Origin of the sequence: Streptomyces sp. NPDC048269 (assembly GCF_040652395.1) — a bacterium.
In the GTDB taxonomy this organism is placed as follows: domain Bacteria; phylum Actinomycetota; class Actinomycetes; order Streptomycetales; family Streptomycetaceae; genus Streptomyces.
Genome location: NZ_JBEZLW010000012.1, coordinates 107,914 through 125,957 on the forward strand (window position 1 = coordinate 107,914; position 18,044 = coordinate 125,957).

General features: G+C 72.3%; 13 protein-coding genes. 9 read left to right on the forward strand and 4 right to left on the reverse strand.

All coding sequences use genetic code 11. The features are described from left to right. The first annotated feature begins 34 nt into the window (after positions 1 to 34). Positions 35 to 1,378, forward strand: coding sequence for an Ig domain-containing protein (locus AB0D48_RS16455; protein ID WP_362396321.1), 1,344 nt, complete (start codon positions 35 to 37; stop codon positions 1,376 to 1,378). A gap of 83 nt (positions 1,379 to 1,461) precedes the next feature. Continuing rightward, the gene (locus tag AB0D48_RS16460) at positions 1,462 to 2,727 is read left to right on the forward strand and encodes a cytochrome P450 (RefSeq protein ID WP_362396324.1); all 1,266 of its coding nucleotides are present in this window, start codon (positions 1,462 to 1,464) and stop codon (positions 2,725 to 2,727) included. Between the two features lie 77 nt (positions 2,728 to 2,804). Here the strand turns inward: AB0D48_RS16460 and AB0D48_RS16465 are convergent, their stop codons facing one another. The 4 genes from AB0D48_RS16465 to AB0D48_RS16480 form a co-directional block, all read right to left on the reverse strand. Next, positions 2,805 to 4,397, reverse strand: coding sequence for a molybdopterin-dependent oxidoreductase (locus AB0D48_RS16465; protein WP_362396327.1), 1,593 nt, complete (start codon positions 4,395 to 4,397; stop codon positions 2,805 to 2,807). Positions 4,398 to 4,441: 44 nt separating this feature from the next. Further along, positions 4,442 to 4,642, reverse strand: coding sequence for a hypothetical protein (locus tag AB0D48_RS16470; RefSeq protein WP_362396330.1), 201 nt, complete (start codon positions 4,640 to 4,642; stop codon positions 4,442 to 4,444). Between the two features lie 132 nt (positions 4,643 to 4,774). After that, positions 4,775 to 7,180: an alpha-N-acetylglucosaminidase gene (locus tag AB0D48_RS16475; protein ID WP_362396333.1), complete on the reverse strand. Its 2,406-nt coding sequence runs from the start codon at positions 7,178 to 7,180 to the stop codon at positions 4,775 to 4,777. 313 nt (positions 7,181 to 7,493) lie between these two features. Next, a complete protein-coding gene (locus tag AB0D48_RS16480; protein WP_362396336.1) occupies positions 7,494 to 9,182 on the reverse strand; it encodes a ricin-type beta-trefoil lectin domain protein in 1,689 nt (562 codons plus the stop codon). A 160-nt stretch (positions 9,183 to 9,342) separates the two neighbouring features. On the opposite strand from AB0D48_RS16480, the gene AB0D48_RS16485 reads away from it, so the two are divergent. From AB0D48_RS16485 to AB0D48_RS16515, 7 genes are all read left to right on the forward strand, one after another. Beyond that, on the forward strand, positions 9,343 to 9,993 hold the full coding sequence (locus AB0D48_RS16485) for a TetR/AcrR family transcriptional regulator C-terminal domain-containing protein (RefSeq protein WP_362396339.1): 651 nt from the start codon (positions 9,343 to 9,345) through the stop codon (positions 9,991 to 9,993). Positions 9,994 to 10,008: 15 nt separating this feature from the next. After that, positions 10,009 to 10,950 carry a serine/threonine dehydratase gene (locus AB0D48_RS16490; RefSeq protein ID WP_362396342.1) on the forward strand — a complete coding sequence of 314 codons (942 nt, stop codon included), beginning with the start codon at positions 10,009 to 10,011 and terminating at the stop codon, positions 10,948 to 10,950. Between the two features lie 122 nt (positions 10,951 to 11,072). Then, complete coding sequence (locus AB0D48_RS16495; RefSeq protein ID WP_362396345.1) at positions 11,073 to 11,438, forward strand: hypothetical protein; 366 nt, start codon at positions 11,073 to 11,075, stop codon at positions 11,436 to 11,438. A gap of 317 nt (positions 11,439 to 11,755) precedes the next feature. Further along, complete coding sequence (locus AB0D48_RS16500; RefSeq protein ID WP_362396348.1) at positions 11,756 to 13,090, forward strand: sugar ABC transporter substrate-binding protein; 1,335 nt, start codon at positions 11,756 to 11,758, stop codon at positions 13,088 to 13,090. Between the two features lie 143 nt (positions 13,091 to 13,233). Continuing rightward, complete coding sequence (locus tag AB0D48_RS16505) at positions 13,234 to 14,127, forward strand: sugar ABC transporter permease (protein WP_362396538.1); 894 nt, start codon at positions 13,234 to 13,236, stop codon at positions 14,125 to 14,127. Then, on the forward strand, positions 14,124 to 14,945 hold the full coding sequence (locus AB0D48_RS16510) for a carbohydrate ABC transporter permease (protein WP_362396351.1): 822 nt from the start codon (positions 14,124 to 14,126) through the stop codon (positions 14,943 to 14,945). Before AB0D48_RS16505 ends, AB0D48_RS16510 begins: the two co-directional genes overlap by 4 nt. A gap of 55 nt (positions 14,946 to 15,000) precedes the next feature. Continuing rightward, the gene (locus AB0D48_RS16515) at positions 15,001 to 18,024 is read left to right on the forward strand and encodes a glycoside hydrolase family 38 C-terminal domain-containing protein (RefSeq protein WP_362396354.1); all 3,024 of its coding nucleotides are present in this window, start codon (positions 15,001 to 15,003) and stop codon (positions 18,022 to 18,024) included. Positions 18,025 to 18,044: the final 20 nt, after the last annotated feature.

Genomic DNA, 18,044 nt, shown 5'->3' on the forward strand with positions numbered 1-18,044 from the left:
GTACCACAGACTGACGTGCCATCACATGGTGGGCATGTCCCGACTCCTGACACCCCCACGGGCCGCCGCACTCGCGACCGCGGCCCTCGCCACGCTCCTGCCCGCGGTGGCCTGGATGGCCACCGCCACCGCCACCGCCACCGCCTCGCCCGCCGCCTCGGTCACGCCCTCGGCGGCCACGCCCGCCCCCTCGGTCGTTCGGGCCCCCTCGGCCGCCGGCTCCCTGGTGCCGGAGAAGAAGTGCACCCTCCCCGGCGGCCTGGCCGAACTCAGCGGCCTCGCCATGAGCCGCCGCCACCCGGGCGTCTTCTACGCCGTCAACGACAGCGGAAACACCAACCAGGTCTTCGCGATCGACTGCACCACCGCCACCGGCCGGCTCGCGGCCACGTTCACCGTCTCCGGCGTCGGCAACACCGACTGGGAGGGACTGGCGATCGGCAAGGACGCCGCGGGCGGTCCCACGATCCTGGTCGGCGACATCGGGGACAACTTCAGCGGCCGCGCGGAGATCACCGTGCACGGCTTCGCCGAACCCGCGCAGCTCACCAACGCCACGGTGACGCCGGGCACCTACCGGTTCACCTACGCCGACGGCAGGCACGACGCCGAGTCCCTGCTCGCCGACCCCGTCACCGGACGGCTCTACATCGCGAGCAAAGTCATCGGCGCGACCGGTCAGCTGTACCAGGCGCCGCTGCCACCGGTGACCGGACAGGTCAACACCCTCACGGCGGTCCGGCCGGGCCCGGTGTTCGCCACCGACGGGGCGTTCTCGCCGACGGGAGCCTCGTACACGCTCCGCAGCGGCGGGCCGCTCGGCGCCAACACGGCCTCCGTGTACGACACCTCGGGGCTCAAGCTCGCGGACGTCGCGCTGCCCGCCCAGTCGCAGGGCGAGACGGTGACGTACGCCGACTGTGCGAGCCTGCTCGTCGGGTCGGAGAACGACACCCAGATCTGGCGGGTACCGCTGCCGCCGGAGGCCGCCCCGGGCTGCGGCAGCACCCCGACGCCGACGCCCACTCCCACGCCCACTCCCACGCCGACGCCCACTCCCACGCCGACCCCCACTCCCACGCCGACACCCACGCCGACCCCCACTCCCACACCAGGGGATCTGAAGCTCGCCAACCCCGGCCCCCAGACCTGCAAGTTCAACCAGTCCTGCACCGTCCAGCTCACCACCACCGGCGGCAAGCCCCCCGTCCGGTACGCGGCCACCGGACTGCCGTGGGGCCTGACCCTCGACAGCGCCACCGGACGGGTCACCGGAAAGCCCTGGGGCAGCGGCACGGTCCAGGTCACCGCCACCGCCACCGACTCCACCGGGGCCACCGCCGGTACGGCCTTCGCGCTGACCGTCAACTGGTTCTGAGACGGGGCGGGGCGGACTTGTACAACCCGCCCCGCACGTCGCACTGTTGGCCGAGTCCCGTTCCTCAGGTCAGGAGATCCGGCTTGTCGTCCCACACTTCACCCGCCCCGCACGCCTCGGACACCCCGCACGTGATCGACCCCCTCGGCGGCTGTCCGCACGCCCTCAACGCCCGGCTGCGTGCCCGGGGCGCCGTGGCGGAGGTCGTCCTGCCCGGAGGAGTGCCCGGCGCGGTCGTTCTCGGGCACGACGCGTTGAAGGAGTTCCTCGCCCACCCCGACGTGGCCAAGGACGCACGGCACTTCCCGTCCCTGCACGACGGCACGATCCCCCCGGACTGGCCGCTGCGGGTCTTCGCCAACGCCCAGGGCATGCACACCGCCGACGACGCCGACCACCGGCGCCTGCGCTCGCTGGTCGGCAAGGCCTTCACGGCCCGCCAGGTCGAACGGCTGCGGCCGCGCGTCGAGGAGCTGACCGCAGAACTCCTCGACGACCTCGGGCGGGCGGCTGCCGAGGCCCCCGACGGGGTCGCCGACCTGTACGCGCACTTCGCGCTCCCGCTCCCTATGAACGTCATCTGCGAGCTGCTCGGCGTGGACCCCGAGCACCGGGGCAGACTGCACCACCTGACCAACACGGTCATCATCGCCACCGACGTCACCCCTGCCGAGAAGATGGCCGCCCTCCAGGAACTCGTCGCCCTGATCGGCACCATCGCGGCCGTCCGGCGGGAGACCCCGGGCGAGGACCTCACCAGCGCCCTGATCGCCGCGCGCGAGGACGACGGCGACCGGCTCAGCGAGGCCGAACTCATCGGCACCATGAGGCTGATGCTCGTCGCGGGCCACGAGACCACCCTCAACCTCGTCACCAACGCCGTCCGCGCCCTGTGCGCCCACCGCGACCAGCTCGCCCTCGTCCTGGACGGCAAGGCGACCTGGTCGGACGTGGTGGACGAGACCCTGCGCTGGGACGGCCCGGTCAGCTGGTTCCCCTTCCGCTACCCCACGCGCGACCTGACCCTCGACGGCACCGTGATCCCGAAGGGCACCCCGGTGCTCGCCGGATACACCGCGGCCGGCCGCGACGAGGCCTTCCACGGCCCGGACGCCGACCGCTTCGACATCACCCGCCCCACGGCCGCCCGCAGCCTCTCCTTCGGTCACGGCGCCCACTACTGCATGGGCGCCCCGCTCGCCCGGCTGGAGGCCACGGTCGCACTGGAGCGCCTCTTCACCCGCTTCCCCGACCTCCATCTCGCGGTCCCCGAGGGCGAACTCCCGTACCAGCGCAGCTTCATCAGCAACAACGTGCAGTCGCTGCCGGTCCGCCTGGTGGAGCCCTAGGACTCCTGACGGAATGCCTCTGTGGGTCGGCCCCTCGTCGAGATCCAGGGGAACGGCGCACCGGTCAGCGCCACGGCTCACCCACCCGGCCCGACGCGGACCGTCACCGTGTGCCAGCCGGTCGCCCCGTCGGGCAGGGTCCCGGCGCGTTCCCCCGTCTGGGGAACGCCGGTACGGTCCGTTGCGCGGACCTCCAGGGTGTGCCGGCCGGCCGTCGCCTGCCACGGCCATACCCACTGGCGCCAAGTGTCGTCGCCGTCCGAGGCCCCCAGCCGCGCCTCCTGCCACGGGCCGCCGTCCACCCGTACCTCGACCCGCGTGATTCCGCGGTGCTGTGCCCATGCCACCCCCGCGACCGGCACCGGGCCCGGCACGAGCGTCGTGGACGGGCGCGGGGTGTCGATCCGCGACTGCGTCTTGACCGGCCCCATCGCCGCCCAGGACCGGCGCACCCAGTACGCGTCGTACGCGGCGAAGGTGGTCAGGCGCAGCTCGCTCAGCCATTTGCAGGCGGAGACGTACCCGTACAGGCCCGGTACGAGCATCCGGACCGGGAAGCCGTGCGCGAAGGGCAGCGGTTCACCGTTCATCCCGACGGCCAGCAAGGCGTCCCGGCCGTCCATGACGGTCTCGACGGGCGTGCCCAGCGTCATGCCGTCCACCGAGCGCGACACCAGCTGGTCGGCCGGACCGCCCTGGGACGGCGGCCGGACCCCGGCCTCGCGGAGCAGGTCCGCGAGACGGACGCCGAGCCAGCGGGCGTTGCCCGCGTAAGGGCCGCCGACCTCGTTGGACACGCAGCAGAGGGTGATGTCGTGCTCGACCAGGGGGCGGGCGAGCAGCTCCCGAAGATCGAGGGTGAGCGGCCTGCTCACCCCTTCCCCGTGGATGCGCAGCCGCCAGGTGTCCGCGTCCACGCGCGGTACCACCAGGGCGGTGTCCACACGGTAGAAGTCCCGGTTGGGGGTGACGAAGGGGCCGACTCCGGGCACCCCGAGATCCGCTCCGGGGGGCACCGGCGGCGCGGGCACGGCGGGCCGCGGGAGGCGGAAGCGGGCCCGGGAGGCCGTCGCTCCGGCGGAGCCGTGGGCACCGAGGCGCCGCCCGGCGAATCCGGCCACGGCAGAAACCGCGAGGATGGCGGCGACCAGCCGGCCGAAGCCGCGGCGGTCCATCGACCGGGCGCCGCCGGACGGAGCCCCGGCCGGCCGGGCCCGTCTCACCGCCGTGACGAGCAGGTACAGCACCCCGGCCGCGGTCGCCCCGGCCACGAGCGACGGCAGCGCGTCCCGCCAGGACGCCGCCGGGCGGCTGAGCGCGGCCGCCGCCCCCAGCAACCCGAAGCAGGCGGCGACGGCCATCCCGGCGACGAGATGACGGACGGCGAGCATCCCGGCCGCGACGGCGACCACGCCCAGGACGGCGACGATGCCGAGCGTCAGCACCAGCTTGTCGGCGGTGCCGAACTGCTGGATCGCCCACTCCTTGAGGGCCGCGGGCGTGCGGTCGACCACGGCCGCCCCGACCGCCGTGACCGGGGAGGACTCGGGCCGGACGACGGCTGCGGCCAGCTCGGCCAGGGCCAGCCCCGCGGCGGCGGCCACCACCCCGCTGACCGCTCCGAAGAAGAGGAGCCGCCGGCGCCCCGGGTCTGCCTTCGCACGGTCCATGCGGGTTCACCGTTCCGTTCTTCTGCCGACAAGCCCACGGTAGGTCAGCCCCCGGCGGCGGCGCCCGCGGCCGGGCCGCGCGCGCCGGCCGCCCGGGCGAGCGGCACCGTGCCGTCGTCCACGGAGCGGTCGTCCGGGATGTCTTCGCCCCAGCCGTGATCGGGCATGGCCCGGCGCTTGCGGAGCTCCACCACCCCCTCGGCGACCAGTACGGCCGGGGCTTGCTCCTGTTCGGTCTCGGACATGCCCAGATCTTTTCCAAGTCGGCCCCACGCGGCGGAGGGCCCGGTGTCCGCTCCCTCGAACGGGGAACGGCTTTCCCCCGGCCGGGTGATGATCACCCGATAAGGCGATCATCACCCCGCTCGGCGGTGACATCAATGCGTTGTCGCCCCGGCCACCGCCGTCGCCGCCGGGAGGGACGCGGCGATCCCGGCGGCCAGGGCGTACGGGTCCCCGGTCGGCCGGACCGGATGCCGGGTGGTCCGTCGGGCCCATTCCTCCTCGAAGGCGTGCCAGTCGATCTCGCGCGGTGTGGCCCGGCCGACCAGCGCCTCCTCCAGAGAATCGAAGTACGCGTCCCACCTGCGGGCGTACAACTCCGAGATCAGGCCGCTCCATTCACGGTTCGCGTAGTCGTGCAGGAACCCGCCCTCGCTGGTGCCGCGCGGCCCCCACACGCTGAGGACCGAGCGGGCGTCGTACTCGTACCGGTCCTGCTCGGCCCGGTCGGCGCCCGCCGCGCGGGCCCGGTCGAGCCAGCGGCCCAGCAGGAAGTTCGGGTCGGAACCGGTGATGGCGTCCAACTTCCCTTCTGCGTCCCGCCATTCGGCGGTCAGCTCGCGGAAGAGTGTCAGGTTTCCGGCCTCGTACGCCGCCTTGATCTTCGGCAGCAGCACCCGCGAGTGGTTGGCGAGCGCCTGCCGGGCGGTGTCCACCAGGTCGAAGCGGTAGGCGCTGGAGGCGCGCAGCCGTGGGTCCACCTTGAGCAGGTGGTCCAGGGCCCGGCGGGCCGAACCGGGCGGGTAGCGCATGGACTTGGGGCTCCAGTACGCCGCCCCCGCCGCGGTCAGGCTCGGCCGGGCGGTGAACAGGCTGTCCTGAGACTCCGACCACAGCCCCGACGAGGTGCTGTACGGCCCCTTGCGCAGCTCCTCCCACGCCGCCGCGGCCTCGGCGTCCGGCCGGCCGTAGCGGCGGGCCGCGAAGTCGGCGAACCACCGGCGCTGGTCGATCGGACCCGGCTCCCAGGCCAGGTCGGTGAAGAGGTCGAAGGCCGCCGGATTGGTACCGGTGGCCTCCGGCAGGTAGGCGATCCCGCTCAGCGCGCTGTTGCTCTTGGCGCGCCAGGGGCCGAAGCGCTCGATCCACACCGACGTGTTCGCCCCGACCGTGGTGTGCCCGCCGAAGTTGAAGATGGTCCCCATCGCGTACGGGGCGCCGCCCCAGCGGGTCTCGCGGTCCAGCCGGTTGTACCGGTCCGACAGCCCGTCCAGGATCAGCAGCTTCGAGGTGTCCACCCCCGACAGGAGCTCCGGGGTCGGGTCGTCCTGCCAGCCCAGCACGGCCCACAGCGCGCCCGGATGGGCGGCGTGCAGAGCGGCCTGGATGGCCCCCGCGGCGGATTTCACGTCCACCGAGCCGGTCTGGCCGCCCTCGTGCAGCGGGCTCATCCGGTACATCGTGCTGTCCCCGAACACCGCGCGCTGCTCGGCGTAGTACGCGGCGGCCAGCTTCCCGAACGCCGGTGAGGCCGGGTCCAGCCAGTCCGGCCGGTCGAAGCCCGCCCAGTCGCCCTGCGGCACGGTGGCCGCGTCCGGGTTGCGGGCGGCGAACTCCGGCGGCACGGTACCGAAGTAGCCGGGCAGCACCGGGGTCATGCCGAGCCCGCGCAACTGGTCCGCGAGCCGGCCGCCCAGCTCGGCGCGCTCGCGCATCAGCCGCTCCGAGACCGGGCCGCCGAAGCCGCTCAGGTTCTGCAGCAGCCACCAGCTTTGGTGGCCGGGGCCGGGGATGAACCTGCGCAGCTCCTCGGCGGAGTAGCCGAAGTCCTGCAGCGCCCGGTAGTACGGGTACTCGGCGCCGACCTGGACGAACACCTCGTTGACGCCGTGCAGGGCGAGCAGGTCGATCTGCCGCTGATGCTCCTCGAAGGAGCGGTACGGGCCCGAATAGCCGTCGTCCGTGTCGTTGAGCGCGTACCGGTGCGGTACGAGCGCGCTGCGGGTCACCGGCGCCGGGACACCCGGCAGCTCGGCGGGCAGCATGCCGATGCTGTCGCCGGGCCAGCCGATGTCGGCCCCGGCGACGTGCTGGAGGTACCAGCCCACACCGGTGAGCAGGGTGGCGCCGGTGCTGCCGCGCACGGTGACCGCGCCCGGGGTGCCGGAGACGGTGAAGGTGTCGGCGGCGGCCGCGGTGTCGGGCACGAGGGTGAACTGCCCGGCGTGGCGCGGCAGCAGCCGCGCGAGGGCGGCCCGCGCGGGCGCCACGTCGAAGGTCCTGGGGCGCGGAGCCCCCGGCTGTACGGCGCCGGGTGCGGGGAGGCGTACGGGCCGCCCGGCCTTTCCGGGTCCGACCGCGTGCGCGCCTTCCCGCACGCCTTCCCGCGCACCGGTCCGCGCATCGGTCCGTACGCCGGCCTGTGCGGGCGATGCCGCGCCCGGCGCGGTCGCTCCGGGCGCGGGCGCCGCGCAGAGCAGGGCGACCATCGCCGCGGGGAGGGCGGCGAGGACGGCGGGGCGGGGGACCGGCAGCCGTCGGCCCAGCCGCACTCGCCGCACTCGCCGCACCCGCCGTGCCTCCGGCACGGGCACGGGGCCCGGCACGGGGTCCGGCGACTGCGACGGCACGGGCGACGAATCCGGCGGTCGCACCGGTTCGGCCACGGGCGTGGGCTCGGACGGGGGCACCGGCAGGAGTTCGCTTCGTGGTGCCGGTGCGGATGCCGGTGCCGGCAGGGGTAGGGGCTGGGGCTGTGACAGGGGCGTCGGGAGGCGCGCCGGAGCGGGCGCCGGCAGTGGCTCGGGCAAGGGCAAAGGCATGGGCATCGGCGTCCGGTTCGGCGTCGGGTTCGGGTTCGTCATCCGGGCGCCGTCAGGCCGGCAGGGCCCAGGCCTGGTCGACCCGGTGGTCGCCGCAGGGGGTCAGCCGCAGCCGCTCGGCCGGGGCGTCCGGGGTTGCGGCCGCGGCCGGGGCCGTCAGGCACAGTCCGCTCGCCTTCTCCACGACGGCCCCGCCGCGGCGGTGCGCCCAGCCCTGGCCCGGCTGCTCTGCCTCCGCGGACGCGCAGTCCGCCAGCTCCACCAGGCCGTCCTCGCCGGCCGACAGGCACTCGCCGGCCAGCCGCAGGCTCGCGTCCCCGCCCAGGGTCCACCGCTGGTCGGGGGCTCCGGTGCACGTCCCCATGACGACCGCGCCGACACCCGTGGTGTTGGCCCCGTCGGCGCACTTGGCGCCGTTACCGACGATCTGTCCGGTCGGTACGGCCTGGCCGCAGCCGCGCGGGGTGAGCCGCCAGACGGCCGTATCGTGACCGGCCAGCTTCCCGGTCAACGTCTCGGAGACCACCCGGCGTTCCCCGCTCCACAGGTCCCGCGCGTCGGCCGTGCAGGACGGCAGCCCGATCTCGTCCAGCGGCACGTTGATGTCCCGGGTGCTGCCCGAGCGGTTGAGCACGGCCACCGCGCGGTCACCGTTCGCGAGCGGCCGCACCAGGATCTCGAAGGTGGCGTTGGAGGAGACCACGGCCCCCTGCCGGCCCATGGGGTCCTGGTCCAGCTCGATCATCCGGGTGTTCCCGAGGGCCGCGACCCCCTCCGGGGTCAGCTTCGAGACCTCGGAGGACAGGATGAACGGCGCCGCCATCATGGCCCAGAGGGCGACCTGGCTGCGGCTCTCGGCCGCGGTGAGCCCGGGCGCGCCCGCGATCAGGAAGTCGGGGTCGTTCCAGTTGCCGGGGCCCGCGTACCGGCCCAGCCAGCGGTTGTAGCCGTAGTTGCCCATGACGGAACTCCACCGGGAGGTGGCGGGGGCGGCGGGCTTGTAGACCTGGATGTCGCGGCCCTCGCGCCACAGCTGGCCGGTCTCGCCGACCCAGTCGAGGACCTTGTGCCAGTCGGAGCCGCCCCATTCACCCTGCTGGAAGTAGGCGGGCGCGGAGGCGGACAGCACCATGTCCCGGCCGCTCGCGCGCAGGGCCGAGGCCACGGCGTTGTACGCGTCCCGGTAAGCCTGCTCCTTCGTCCTGCCCTCCGGAACCCACAGGTTGCAGCCGTCCATCTTGACGTAGTCGACGTTCCAGGAGGCGAACTGCCGGGCGTCCTGCGCGTAGTGGTCCTCGCCGCCGCCCTGCGGGGCGCCGCTTCCGGGGTACTTCTCGCAGGTGAGGGAGCCGGCGTCCTCGTAGATGCCGAACTTCAGGCCCTTGGCGTGCAGGTAGTCGCCGAGCCAGGCCATGCCGTGCGGGAACTTCTTCGTGTCGACGACCAGCGCCCCTTGCGCGTCGCGGCTCCTGGTCATCCAGCAGTCGTCGACGGTCACCGTGTCGTAGCCCTTGGCGGCGAGGCCGGTGGACACGAGGGCGTCGGCGTTCGCGACGACCTTGGCCTCGTCGATGTCGCACATGTAGTGCGCCCAGTTGTTCCAGCCCATGGGCGGGGTGAGCGCGAGCGGGGTGTCCGAGGTCGCGGTGGGCTCGGCCCCCGCCGGGGCGGGGGAGAGCGCCAGGGCGAACAGGGCGGCCGCGGTCAGACAGGGGAGCGAGGCACGCAGGCGAAGCGGCACGGAGTCTCCTTGACGTGGACGTGGGGCAGTCGTGCGCCCAGTGCAGCGATGCGACTACCGACTGTCAACACAAGTCGATGATTATCCGCCAATGACCAGCAATATGGCCGCAGTCGGTGCGCGCCGAAGGCGTGATACGGCGTATGTTACGGTGTATCTCATGCCGAGGAGATCAGCCGCCCTGGACCGGGCCACGCCCGAGACGATCGCCGTCGCCGCCTTGCGCATCCTTGACGAGGAAGGGCCCGCGGCCCTGAGCTTCCGGGCCCTCGCCGACCGGCTCGACGTCTCCCACGCCACCGTCCAGCGCCGCTGCGCCGACCTCGCCGGGCTGCTGGACCTCTGTACCGAGCACCTGGCCGCGCAGCTGCCCGACGTCCCCGCCGGAACGGACTGGGCGGACGCCGCCGAGCAGCGGTTCGGCGCGCTGTACCGGCTGCTCACCGCCCACCCCGGACTGCTGGTCCTGCGCGGTGGCCGCCCCTGGCTCGGGCGGCAGCTGCTGGCCCGGCTCGTGGAGCCCGCGCTCGCCGACAGCGTGGCCGCCGGGATGACCGCCGCGGAGGCGATGACCGTCTACCGCCGCATGTACCTGCTCACGCTGGGCAGCGCGGCCTTCGTGGACCACCGGGACGCCGCCGGGGCCACCGCCGCCTCCCGGGCGGCCCTGGCCGCGCTGGATCCGGCCGAGTTCCCGGTGCTCACGGGCGCCCTGGCCGAGGTACTGCCACCGCTGACGGACCACGAGGTGTACTACGGCGCCCTGCGCCAGTTGATCGAGGCCGCCCGGCCCGCCACGCCCGCCGCCTGAACGGGGAGACAGACCATGCAACCGGAACAGCAGCTCGACTACGCCGCCGTGCGCGCCGCCGCCGACCGGATCGCCGGAGCGGTACGGCCCGTCGCCGTGGCCCCGGCGGCCGAGGGCGTCTGGTACGCACTGGAACACCTCCAGCACACCGGCTCCTTCAAGGCCCGCGGCGCGCGCAACTTCCTCGCCGCCCACCGCGAGGCCGGCACCCTCCCGGCCGCCGGCGTCACCATCGCCTCCGGTGGCAACGCGGGACTCGCCTGCGCCTGGGCGGCCCGTGCCCAGTCCGTGCCCGCGACCGTGTTCCTGCCCGCCAGCGCCCCCCGGGTGAAGGTGGACCGGCTGCGCGGGTACGGCGCGGAGGTACGGCTCGTCGGGGACCGGTACGCCGAAGCGCTGGCCGCCTGCGAGGAGTTCGCCGCCGCGAGCGGTGCCCTGAGCAGTCACGCCTACGACCATCCGCTCATCGCGGCGGGCGCCGGCACCCTGCTCGACGAGATCCGGGCCGCCCTGCCCGGGCTGGACACCGTGGTCGTGGCCGTCGGCGGCGGGGGACTGTTCGCCGGCGTCGCCACCGCCGCCCGCGAACACGGCGTACGGGTGGTCGCCTCCGAGCCGGAGAACTGCCGGGCCCTGAACGCGGCCCTGGCGGCCGGCCGCCCCGTGGACGTCGCCGTGGACTCCGTGGCCGCCGACTCCCTCGGAGCCACCCGGGTCTCCGCCGATGCGCTGGCCGCCGCACGGGACGAGACCGTGCGGTCGGTGCTCGTCCCGGACGAGGCGATCACGGCCGCCCGGCGCGCGCTCTGGGAGGAACACCGGATCGTGGTCGAGGCGGGCGCCGCCACCGCGCTGGCGGCGCTGCGGGGCGCGTCCCGGCCGCTGGGCGAGCGGGTCGCCGTCATCCTCTGCGGGGCCAACACCGACCCCGCGGACCTCGTGGCCCCCGGGATCTGAGCGACGATCGTCGCGCCGGCCGACGACTTTGGAGGACAGCCCGCGGCCCGCGCCCCTTGCGAAGGTCGGAGTGTCCGGCGAACACCGCCGGACACGGTACGACTCGACACGGAGGAACGGGCGTGGCACAGCGCAAGGGTTGTCTGATCGGCTGCGGGGTGGCGCTGGTGCTGGGCACCGGCCTGGCCGTGGCGGCGGTCTTCGGGATGGGGAAGGTCCTCGACATGGCCGACAAGACCCTGGTCGACCCCGAGGTCTACGAGGCGGTGAAGACCGGCGACGCGGAGGGCGAGGTCCGCGCCAAGCTCCCGTCGGGCGACTCCTTCGTCAAGAGCGCCCTCAAGGAGGGCGGCCCGGCCGAGCCCGAGGGCAGCACCTGCTCCTGGTACGTATCCAGCGGCGCTCCCAAGAACGGCAAGGAGACCGTGCTCCGCTTCTGCTTCAAGGACGGCAAGCTCGCGGAGAAGACCGAGTACCCGATGAAGTAGGGGTTTAGCGGCGCGCGAGGTAAAGCGCATTAGTGCCGCGCCTCGCGAACCGTCGGTAAAGAGTCACATCATGACGGAGCGCCAGCTTCGTTATCGAATCGATACCCTCGTCAAATGCCTTGGAACTAAAGCGCATCAGTGCAGGTCGGGGTGGTTGTTCTGATGCTCTCTCCAGTGTGCGGAGGCCTTGTCATGCCATGAGGTACACGGGTGTCACCGGCCAATTGGACCTCTGCCTCATTGACGAGGTCTTGGTTTCGGACGACCGTGGGCACCGCCTCCGGCAATGAGGCCGGACTTCTGCGAAGGCGGCGACGATGAACGTTGCGAACCCGACCCGTATCGCCGTTGCCGCGCTGGCGGCAGGCATCCTCTTCTCGACCGCCGCGTGCGGCATGAGCGGCGGCTCGGGGGAGGTCGAGGAGGCCGCGAAGACGGGCCGGGTGGCCGGTGAGATCACCTTCCGCACACTCCAGTTGAAGCCCACCTTCACCGCGTACGTGCAGGGCGTGATCGACGGCTTCGAGAAGAAGTACCCCGAGGTCAAGGTCAGATGGGAGGACGTCCCGGGCGACGGCTACAACGAGAAGCTCGTCGCCGACGCCCAGGCAGGGGTCCTCCCGGACGTGGTCAACCTCTCCACCGACTCCTTCCAGCTCCTCGGCGACCGGGGCATGCTCGCCGACGTCGCCAAGCTCGACGGTGCGGTGGCCGGCGAGTACGTCCCGGGCGCCTGGGAGCAGTTCAGACTCCCGGGCAAGGGCGACGGCGTGTACGCGTACCCCTGGTACGTGACCCCGGAGATCCTCACGTACAACAGGGAGCTCTTCGAGAAGGCCGGCCTGGACCCGGCCAAGCCGCCCACCAGCGTGGAGCAGTTCTTCGACTACGCCGAGAAGATCGCCGCCTCGTCCGGCGGGCGGTACTCCGCCTTCATGGCCGATCCCAAGGGCCGGCTGCCCGGCGACTGGCAGAAGATGGGCGTCCCCCTCCTCGACGGGAAACGGGAACGGTTCACCTTCGACACCGACACCGCCGTCGCGTGGGTGGAGCGGATGAAGGACCTGTACGCCAAGGGCGCCATGCCCAAGGAGTCCCTCCTCAAGGCAGACGACATCAACCAGCTCTACGGCGGCGGAAAGCTCGTCTTCGGCCCCGGCTCCCCTGGCTTCGTCAAGGACATCAAGCAGAACGCGCCCCAGGTCTACGCGGGCACCCAGGTCGCCGGCGCCGTCACCGGCAAGCTCGGCCACATAGGCATCTACGCCCAGTGCCTCGGCATCAAGAAGGACACCAAGCACCTCGACGCGGCGACCGAGTTCGCCAAGTGGGTGACCAACGGCCCCAACCAGGTGGAGTTCTCCAAGAAGGCCACCATCTACCCGTCGAACGCCCGCGGCCTCGCCGACCCGTACTTCGCGGACAGGGGCGACGGCAAGGACGCGGAGACCCTCGCCCGCGCTGTCGGCGCCGAGCAGCTGAAGACGGCCGAACTCGACGCCAACACCCCCGTCGAGTGGACCAACCAGGTGGGCGACGCCGTCGTACGCGAGGTGCAGAAGGCGATCAAGGGGGAACAGGACGCCCGCACGGCGGTGAAAAAGGCCCAGGAGGAGGCCAACAAGCTGCTCGCCGACGCGGCCCGCAAGTGACCGGCGCGACCAGCGCGACCAGCGCGAGCGTGAGCGCGGACGGGAGCGTGGGCGTGAGCGCGGACGGGAGCCGGAGCGGCACCGGGAGCCCGACCCGTTCCGGGAGCCCGAACCGCAGGCAGCTGCGGAAGGCCAAGGCGGCCATGGAGACGGACACCGGACTGCCCCACCGCGCGTGGTGGACCCCCTACCTGTTCCTCGCCCCCGGCCTGGTGATGGTGTCGCTGTTCAGCCTCTGGCCGTTCGTCAACACCGTCATCCTCTCCCTCACCGACTCCCGGATCCTGCGCGGCGGCGCCTTCACCGGCTTCGACAACTACACCCGCGCCGTCGCCGACCCCGACTTCTGGGTCGCGACCGGCAACAGCGTCCTGTACCTCGTGGTCGTCGTGCCCTGCCTGGTCTTCCTGCCGCTGGCCCTCGCGGTCCTCGTCCGGACCAAGGTCCCCGGCATCGGGTTCTTCCGCTCCGCCTTCTACACCCCGGTGATCGCCTCCGCCGTGGTCGTCGGCCTGATCTGGCAGTGGGTCCTGCGCAGCGACGGCCTCGTCAACACCGTCTTCCTGAAGCTGCGCATCGTCTCGGAGCCGGTTCCGTTCCTGACCGACAGCACCATGCTGCTGGTCTCCGCGATGATCGTGACGGTATGGAAGGGCCTCGGCTACTACATGGTCTTCTACCTGGCGGCCCTCGGGAACGTGTCCGCCTCCCTCTACGAGGCGGCCGCACTCGACGGGGCCGGACCCGTCCGCCGCTTCTTCAGCATCACCGTCCCCCAGGTGAAGCCGATGATGCTGCTGGTCGGCACCCTCTCCGCCATCTCGGCACTGCGCGTCTTCACCGAGATATACATCCTCGGCGGCGAGAGCGGCGGTCCCGGTGGCGGCGCCCGCACCCTGCCCTTCCTCATCCGGCAGGTCGGCCTCGGTTTCTCCGGCGAGACGGGCTACGCCTCCGCGATCTCCATCCTGCTGTTCCTCCTGACGCTGGTCTTCAGCCTGCTGGGCCGCCGCCTGTCGAAGGGGGACGAGCGTTGAGGCGCCGCTGGACCGGGCCCGCGGGCCGGTACGCCACCCTGACCCTGATGCTCGGGGTCATGCTGGGCCCGATCGTGTGGCAGTTCCTGACCTCGATCCGCGGCCGTACGGAGAACGTGTACGACGGTGTGCTGCCCTCGCAGCCCACCCTCGACAACTACGTCCGGGTCGCCGAGTCCTTCCCGCTCCTGCAGTACGTGGGCAACACCCTGATCGTCGCCGTCCTCGCCGTCACCTCGAACACGCTGTTCGCCTCGATGGGCGGGTACGCCCTCTCCCGGGCCGGCTGGAAGGGCCGCAGGGCCGTCTTCACCGTCCTGGTGGCGTCCCTGATGTTCCCCTTCGAATCGGTGATGATCTCGATGTTCCTCACCGTCCGGGAGATGGGCCTGGTCGACACCCTCATCGGTGTCTGGCTGCCCGGCGCGGTCTCCGTCCTGAACATCATGATCATGCGGGCGGCCTTCCTGTCCGTACCCAAGGAGGTGGAGGAAGCCGCGGTCCTGGACGGCGCGGGCGAATGGACCCGCTTCACCCGGGTGTTCCTCCCCGCCGCCAAGGGCGCCCTGGCCGTCGTCTGCATCACCAGCTTCATGGGTGCCTGGGACGATTTCCTCTGGCCCCTGCTGGTCCTGACCAACAGCGAGCACTACACCCTGCAACTCGGCCTGAAGACCCTGGCCGGCGCCACCACCGTCAACGACCAGCGGCTCATCGCCGCCGGCGCGATGGCCGCGCTCATCCCGACGATGCTCCTCTTCTTCGCGCTCCAGCGTTTCTTCTTCAAAGGCGTGGGCGAGGGAGCCGTCAAGACCTGAGCAGATCCGTCCGCCGCCGCCCGTCAATGACCACACCTCCCCTGGAGCAGCCGTCATGCACGACGACCGCAGCATCACCGAACACCGCCTCCGCCGGGTCCTCAAGGAGCGCATCAAGCCCGCCGTCCACTCCCGCCCGGTCCCGCTGACCGTCGCGCGCTGGGAGGCCCCGGGCGAGCCCGTCCCCGTGGCCGAGGGTCTGGCGGCGGCGTACGAGCCGTGCGCGATCGGCGACACGTGGGGCCCGGCCTGGGGCACCACCTGGTTCAAGGTCACCGGCACCGTCCCGGCCGACTGGGCCGGCCGTACGGTCGAAGCCGTCCTCGACCTCGGCTTCGACCGGATGATGCCCGGGTTCCAGTGCGAGGGGCTGGTCCACCGGTCCGACGGCGGCGAGATCAAGGCGCTCAACCCGTACAACGACTGGGTGCGCGTCGCCGATCGCGCCGCGGGCGGCGAGCGCGTCGAGTGGTACGTCGAGGCCGCTTCCAACCCGATCCTGGTCGACCACTCGGCCACGTCCGAGGGCGACCGGCTGACCAGCGGCGACCAGCCCCTCTACCGGCTCGCCCGGATGGACCTCACCGTCTTCGAGACCGAGGTCTGGGAACTGGTCCAGGACCTCGAAGTCCTCCACGACCTCATGACGCAGCTCGACACCGCCGACGCCCGCCGGTACGAGATCCTGCGCGCCGTCGAAGCGGCACTGGACGCCGTGGACCTCGGCGACGTGGCAGGGACGGCGGCCGCCGCCCGCACGTGCCTGGCGGGCGTGCTCGCCGCCCCCGCCCACGCCTCCGCGCACCGGATCAGCGCGGTCGGCCACGCCCACATCGACTCCGCGTGGCTGTGGCCACTGCGCGAGACGGTGCGCAAGGTCTCGCGCACCTCGTCCAACATGGTCAACCTGATGGACGAACACCCCGAGTTCGTCTTCGCCATGTCGCAGGCGCAGCAGCTCGACTGGATCAAGACGTACCGCCCCGAGCTCTTCGAACGGATCAAGAAGAAGATCGCGGACGGGCAGTTCGTGCCGGTCGGCGGCATGTGGGTGGAGTCCGACACCAACATGGTCGGCGGCGAGGCCATGGCCCGCCAGTTCCTCTACGGCAAGAAGTTCTTCCTCGACGAGTTCGGCATCGAGACCCACAACGTCTGGCTCCCCGACTCCTTCGGCTACACCGCCGCGATGCCGCAGATCGTCAAGCTCTCCGGCTCCAAGTGGTTCCTGACGCAGAAGATCTGCTGGTCCCAGGTCAACAAGTTCCCCCACCACACCTTCTGGTGGGAGGGCATCGACGGCACCCGCGTCTTCACGCACTTCCCGCCCGTCGACACCTACAACTCGGACCTCGGCGGCGCCCAGCTGGCCCACGCCGCCCGCAACTACCGCGAGAAGGGCCGGGGTACGCGGTCGCTGACCCCCTTCGGCTGGGGCGACGGCGGTGGCGGCCCCACCCGCGAGCACCTCGCCCGCGCGAAGCGCCAGCGGGACCTCGAAGGCTCCCCGCGGGTCGAGATCGAGCGGCCGGACGCCTTCTTCGAGAAGGCGCACGCCGAGTACCCGGACGCGCCCGTCTGGGCCGGTGAGCTCTACCTGGAGCTGCACCGCGGTACCTACACCTCCCAGGCCAAGACCAAGCAGGGCAACCGGCACAGTGAATCGCTGCTGCGCGAGGCCGAGTTGTGGGCCGCCACCGCCGCGGTGAAGGCGGCGGGGTACGGGTATCCGTACGAGGACCTGGAGCGGATCTGGAAGACGGTGCTGCTGCACCAGTTCCACGACATCCTGCCCGGCTCCTCCATCGCCTGGGTGCACCGCGAGGCTCGCGAGACGTACAGGGCGGTTCGCGAGGAGCTCCAGGGGATCACCCTGGCCGCGCAGCAGGCGCTCGCGGGGGAGGGCACCGAGGAACTGGTCTTCAACTGCGCCCCGCACACTCGTCGCGGGATCCCGGCCGGAGGCGCGGGCCGCCCGGCCGAGGCGGATCAGCCCGTCACGGTCGAGGAGCGGCACGGCGGCGGGCACGTCCTGGCCAACGGCCGGCTGCTGGTGGAGATCGACGGACGCGGGCTGATCGTCTCCGCCTACGACCTGGAGGCGCGCCGCGAGTCGCTCGCGCCGGGAGCCGCGGCGAACCTGCTCCAGATCCACCCCGACTTCCCGAACATGTGGGACGCCTGGGACATCGATGCGTTCTACCGCAACAAGGTCACGGACCTCGTGGGGCTGGACGCGCTGGAGGTCACCGAGAGCGGCCCGTCCTCGGTCACCGTCCGGATCACCCGCTCCTTCGGCCGCTCGAAGGCGGTCCAGTCCCTCACCCTGCGGGCCGGTGCCAAGACGCTCGACATCGTCACGGACGTGGACTGGCACGAGACCGAGAAGTTCCTCAAGGCCGCCTTCCCGCTGGACGTGAAGGCCGAACGGACCGCCTCCGAGACCCAGTTCGGACACGTCTACCGGGCCACTCACACCAACACCTCCTGGGAGGCGGCCAAGTTCGAGATCTGCGCCCACCGCTGGATCCACGCGGAGGAGCCCGGCTGGGGGGTCGCGCTGATCAACGAATCGACGTACGGGCACGACGTGACGCGTGACGTGCGGGCCGACGGCGGCCAGACCACCACCATCCGGCTCTCGCTCCTGCGCGCCCCGCGCTATCCCGACCCGGAGACCGACCAGGGCTCCCACAGCCTGCGGTTCGCGCTCGCGCCCGGCGCGGGGATCGGCGACGCGGTCCGCGAGGGCCACGCGCTGAACCTGCCCGAGCGCGTGGTGCCGGGCGCGGGCCCGGTGGCCCCGCTGGTGGCGGTGGACGACGACGCGGTGGTCGTCGAGGCGGTCAAACTCGCCGAGGACCGCGGCGGCGACGTGATCGTCCGCCTCTACGAGTCCCGCGGCGGCCGCGCCACGGCCACGCTCACGGCGGACTTCCCGGTCACGGCGGCGATCGAGAGCGACCTGCTCGAACGTCCGCTGGAGGGCGCGGCGGTCGCCACCCCCACCCGGGACGGCGGGATCCCCCTGACCCTCCGCCCGTTCCAGATCCTCACGATCCGCCTGCGCCGCGGCTGATTACGCGGTGGGCGTGCCGC

What these genes read in the sequence shown, in the direction of transcription:
- AB0D48_RS16455 (WP_362396321.1), top strand. Translation starts at nt 35, where the DNA reads ATGTCCCGACTCCTGACACCCCCACGGGCCGCCGCACTCGCGACCGCG.
- AB0D48_RS16485 (WP_362396339.1), top strand. Translation starts at nt 9,343, where the DNA reads ATGCCGAGGAGATCAGCCGCCCTGGACCGGGCCACGCCCGAGACGATC.
- AB0D48_RS16470 (WP_362396330.1), bottom strand. Translation starts at nt 4,642, where the DNA reads ATGTCCGAGACCGAACAGGAGCAAGCCCCGGCCGTACTGGTCGCCGAG.
- AB0D48_RS16515 (WP_362396354.1), top strand. Translation starts at nt 15,001, where the DNA reads ATGCACGACGACCGCAGCATCACCGAACACCGCCTCCGCCGGGTCCTC.
- AB0D48_RS16490 (WP_362396342.1), top strand. Translation starts at nt 10,009, where the DNA reads ATGCAACCGGAACAGCAGCTCGACTACGCCGCCGTGCGCGCCGCCGCC.
- AB0D48_RS16500 (WP_362396348.1), top strand. Translation starts at nt 11,756, where the DNA reads ATGAACGTTGCGAACCCGACCCGTATCGCCGTTGCCGCGCTGGCGGCA.
- AB0D48_RS16465 (WP_362396327.1), bottom strand. Translation starts at nt 4,397, where the DNA reads ATGGACCGTGCGAAGGCAGACCCGGGGCGCCGGCGGCTCCTCTTCTTC.
- AB0D48_RS16505 (WP_362396538.1), top strand. Translation starts at nt 13,234, where the DNA reads ATGGAGACGGACACCGGACTGCCCCACCGCGCGTGGTGGACCCCCTAC.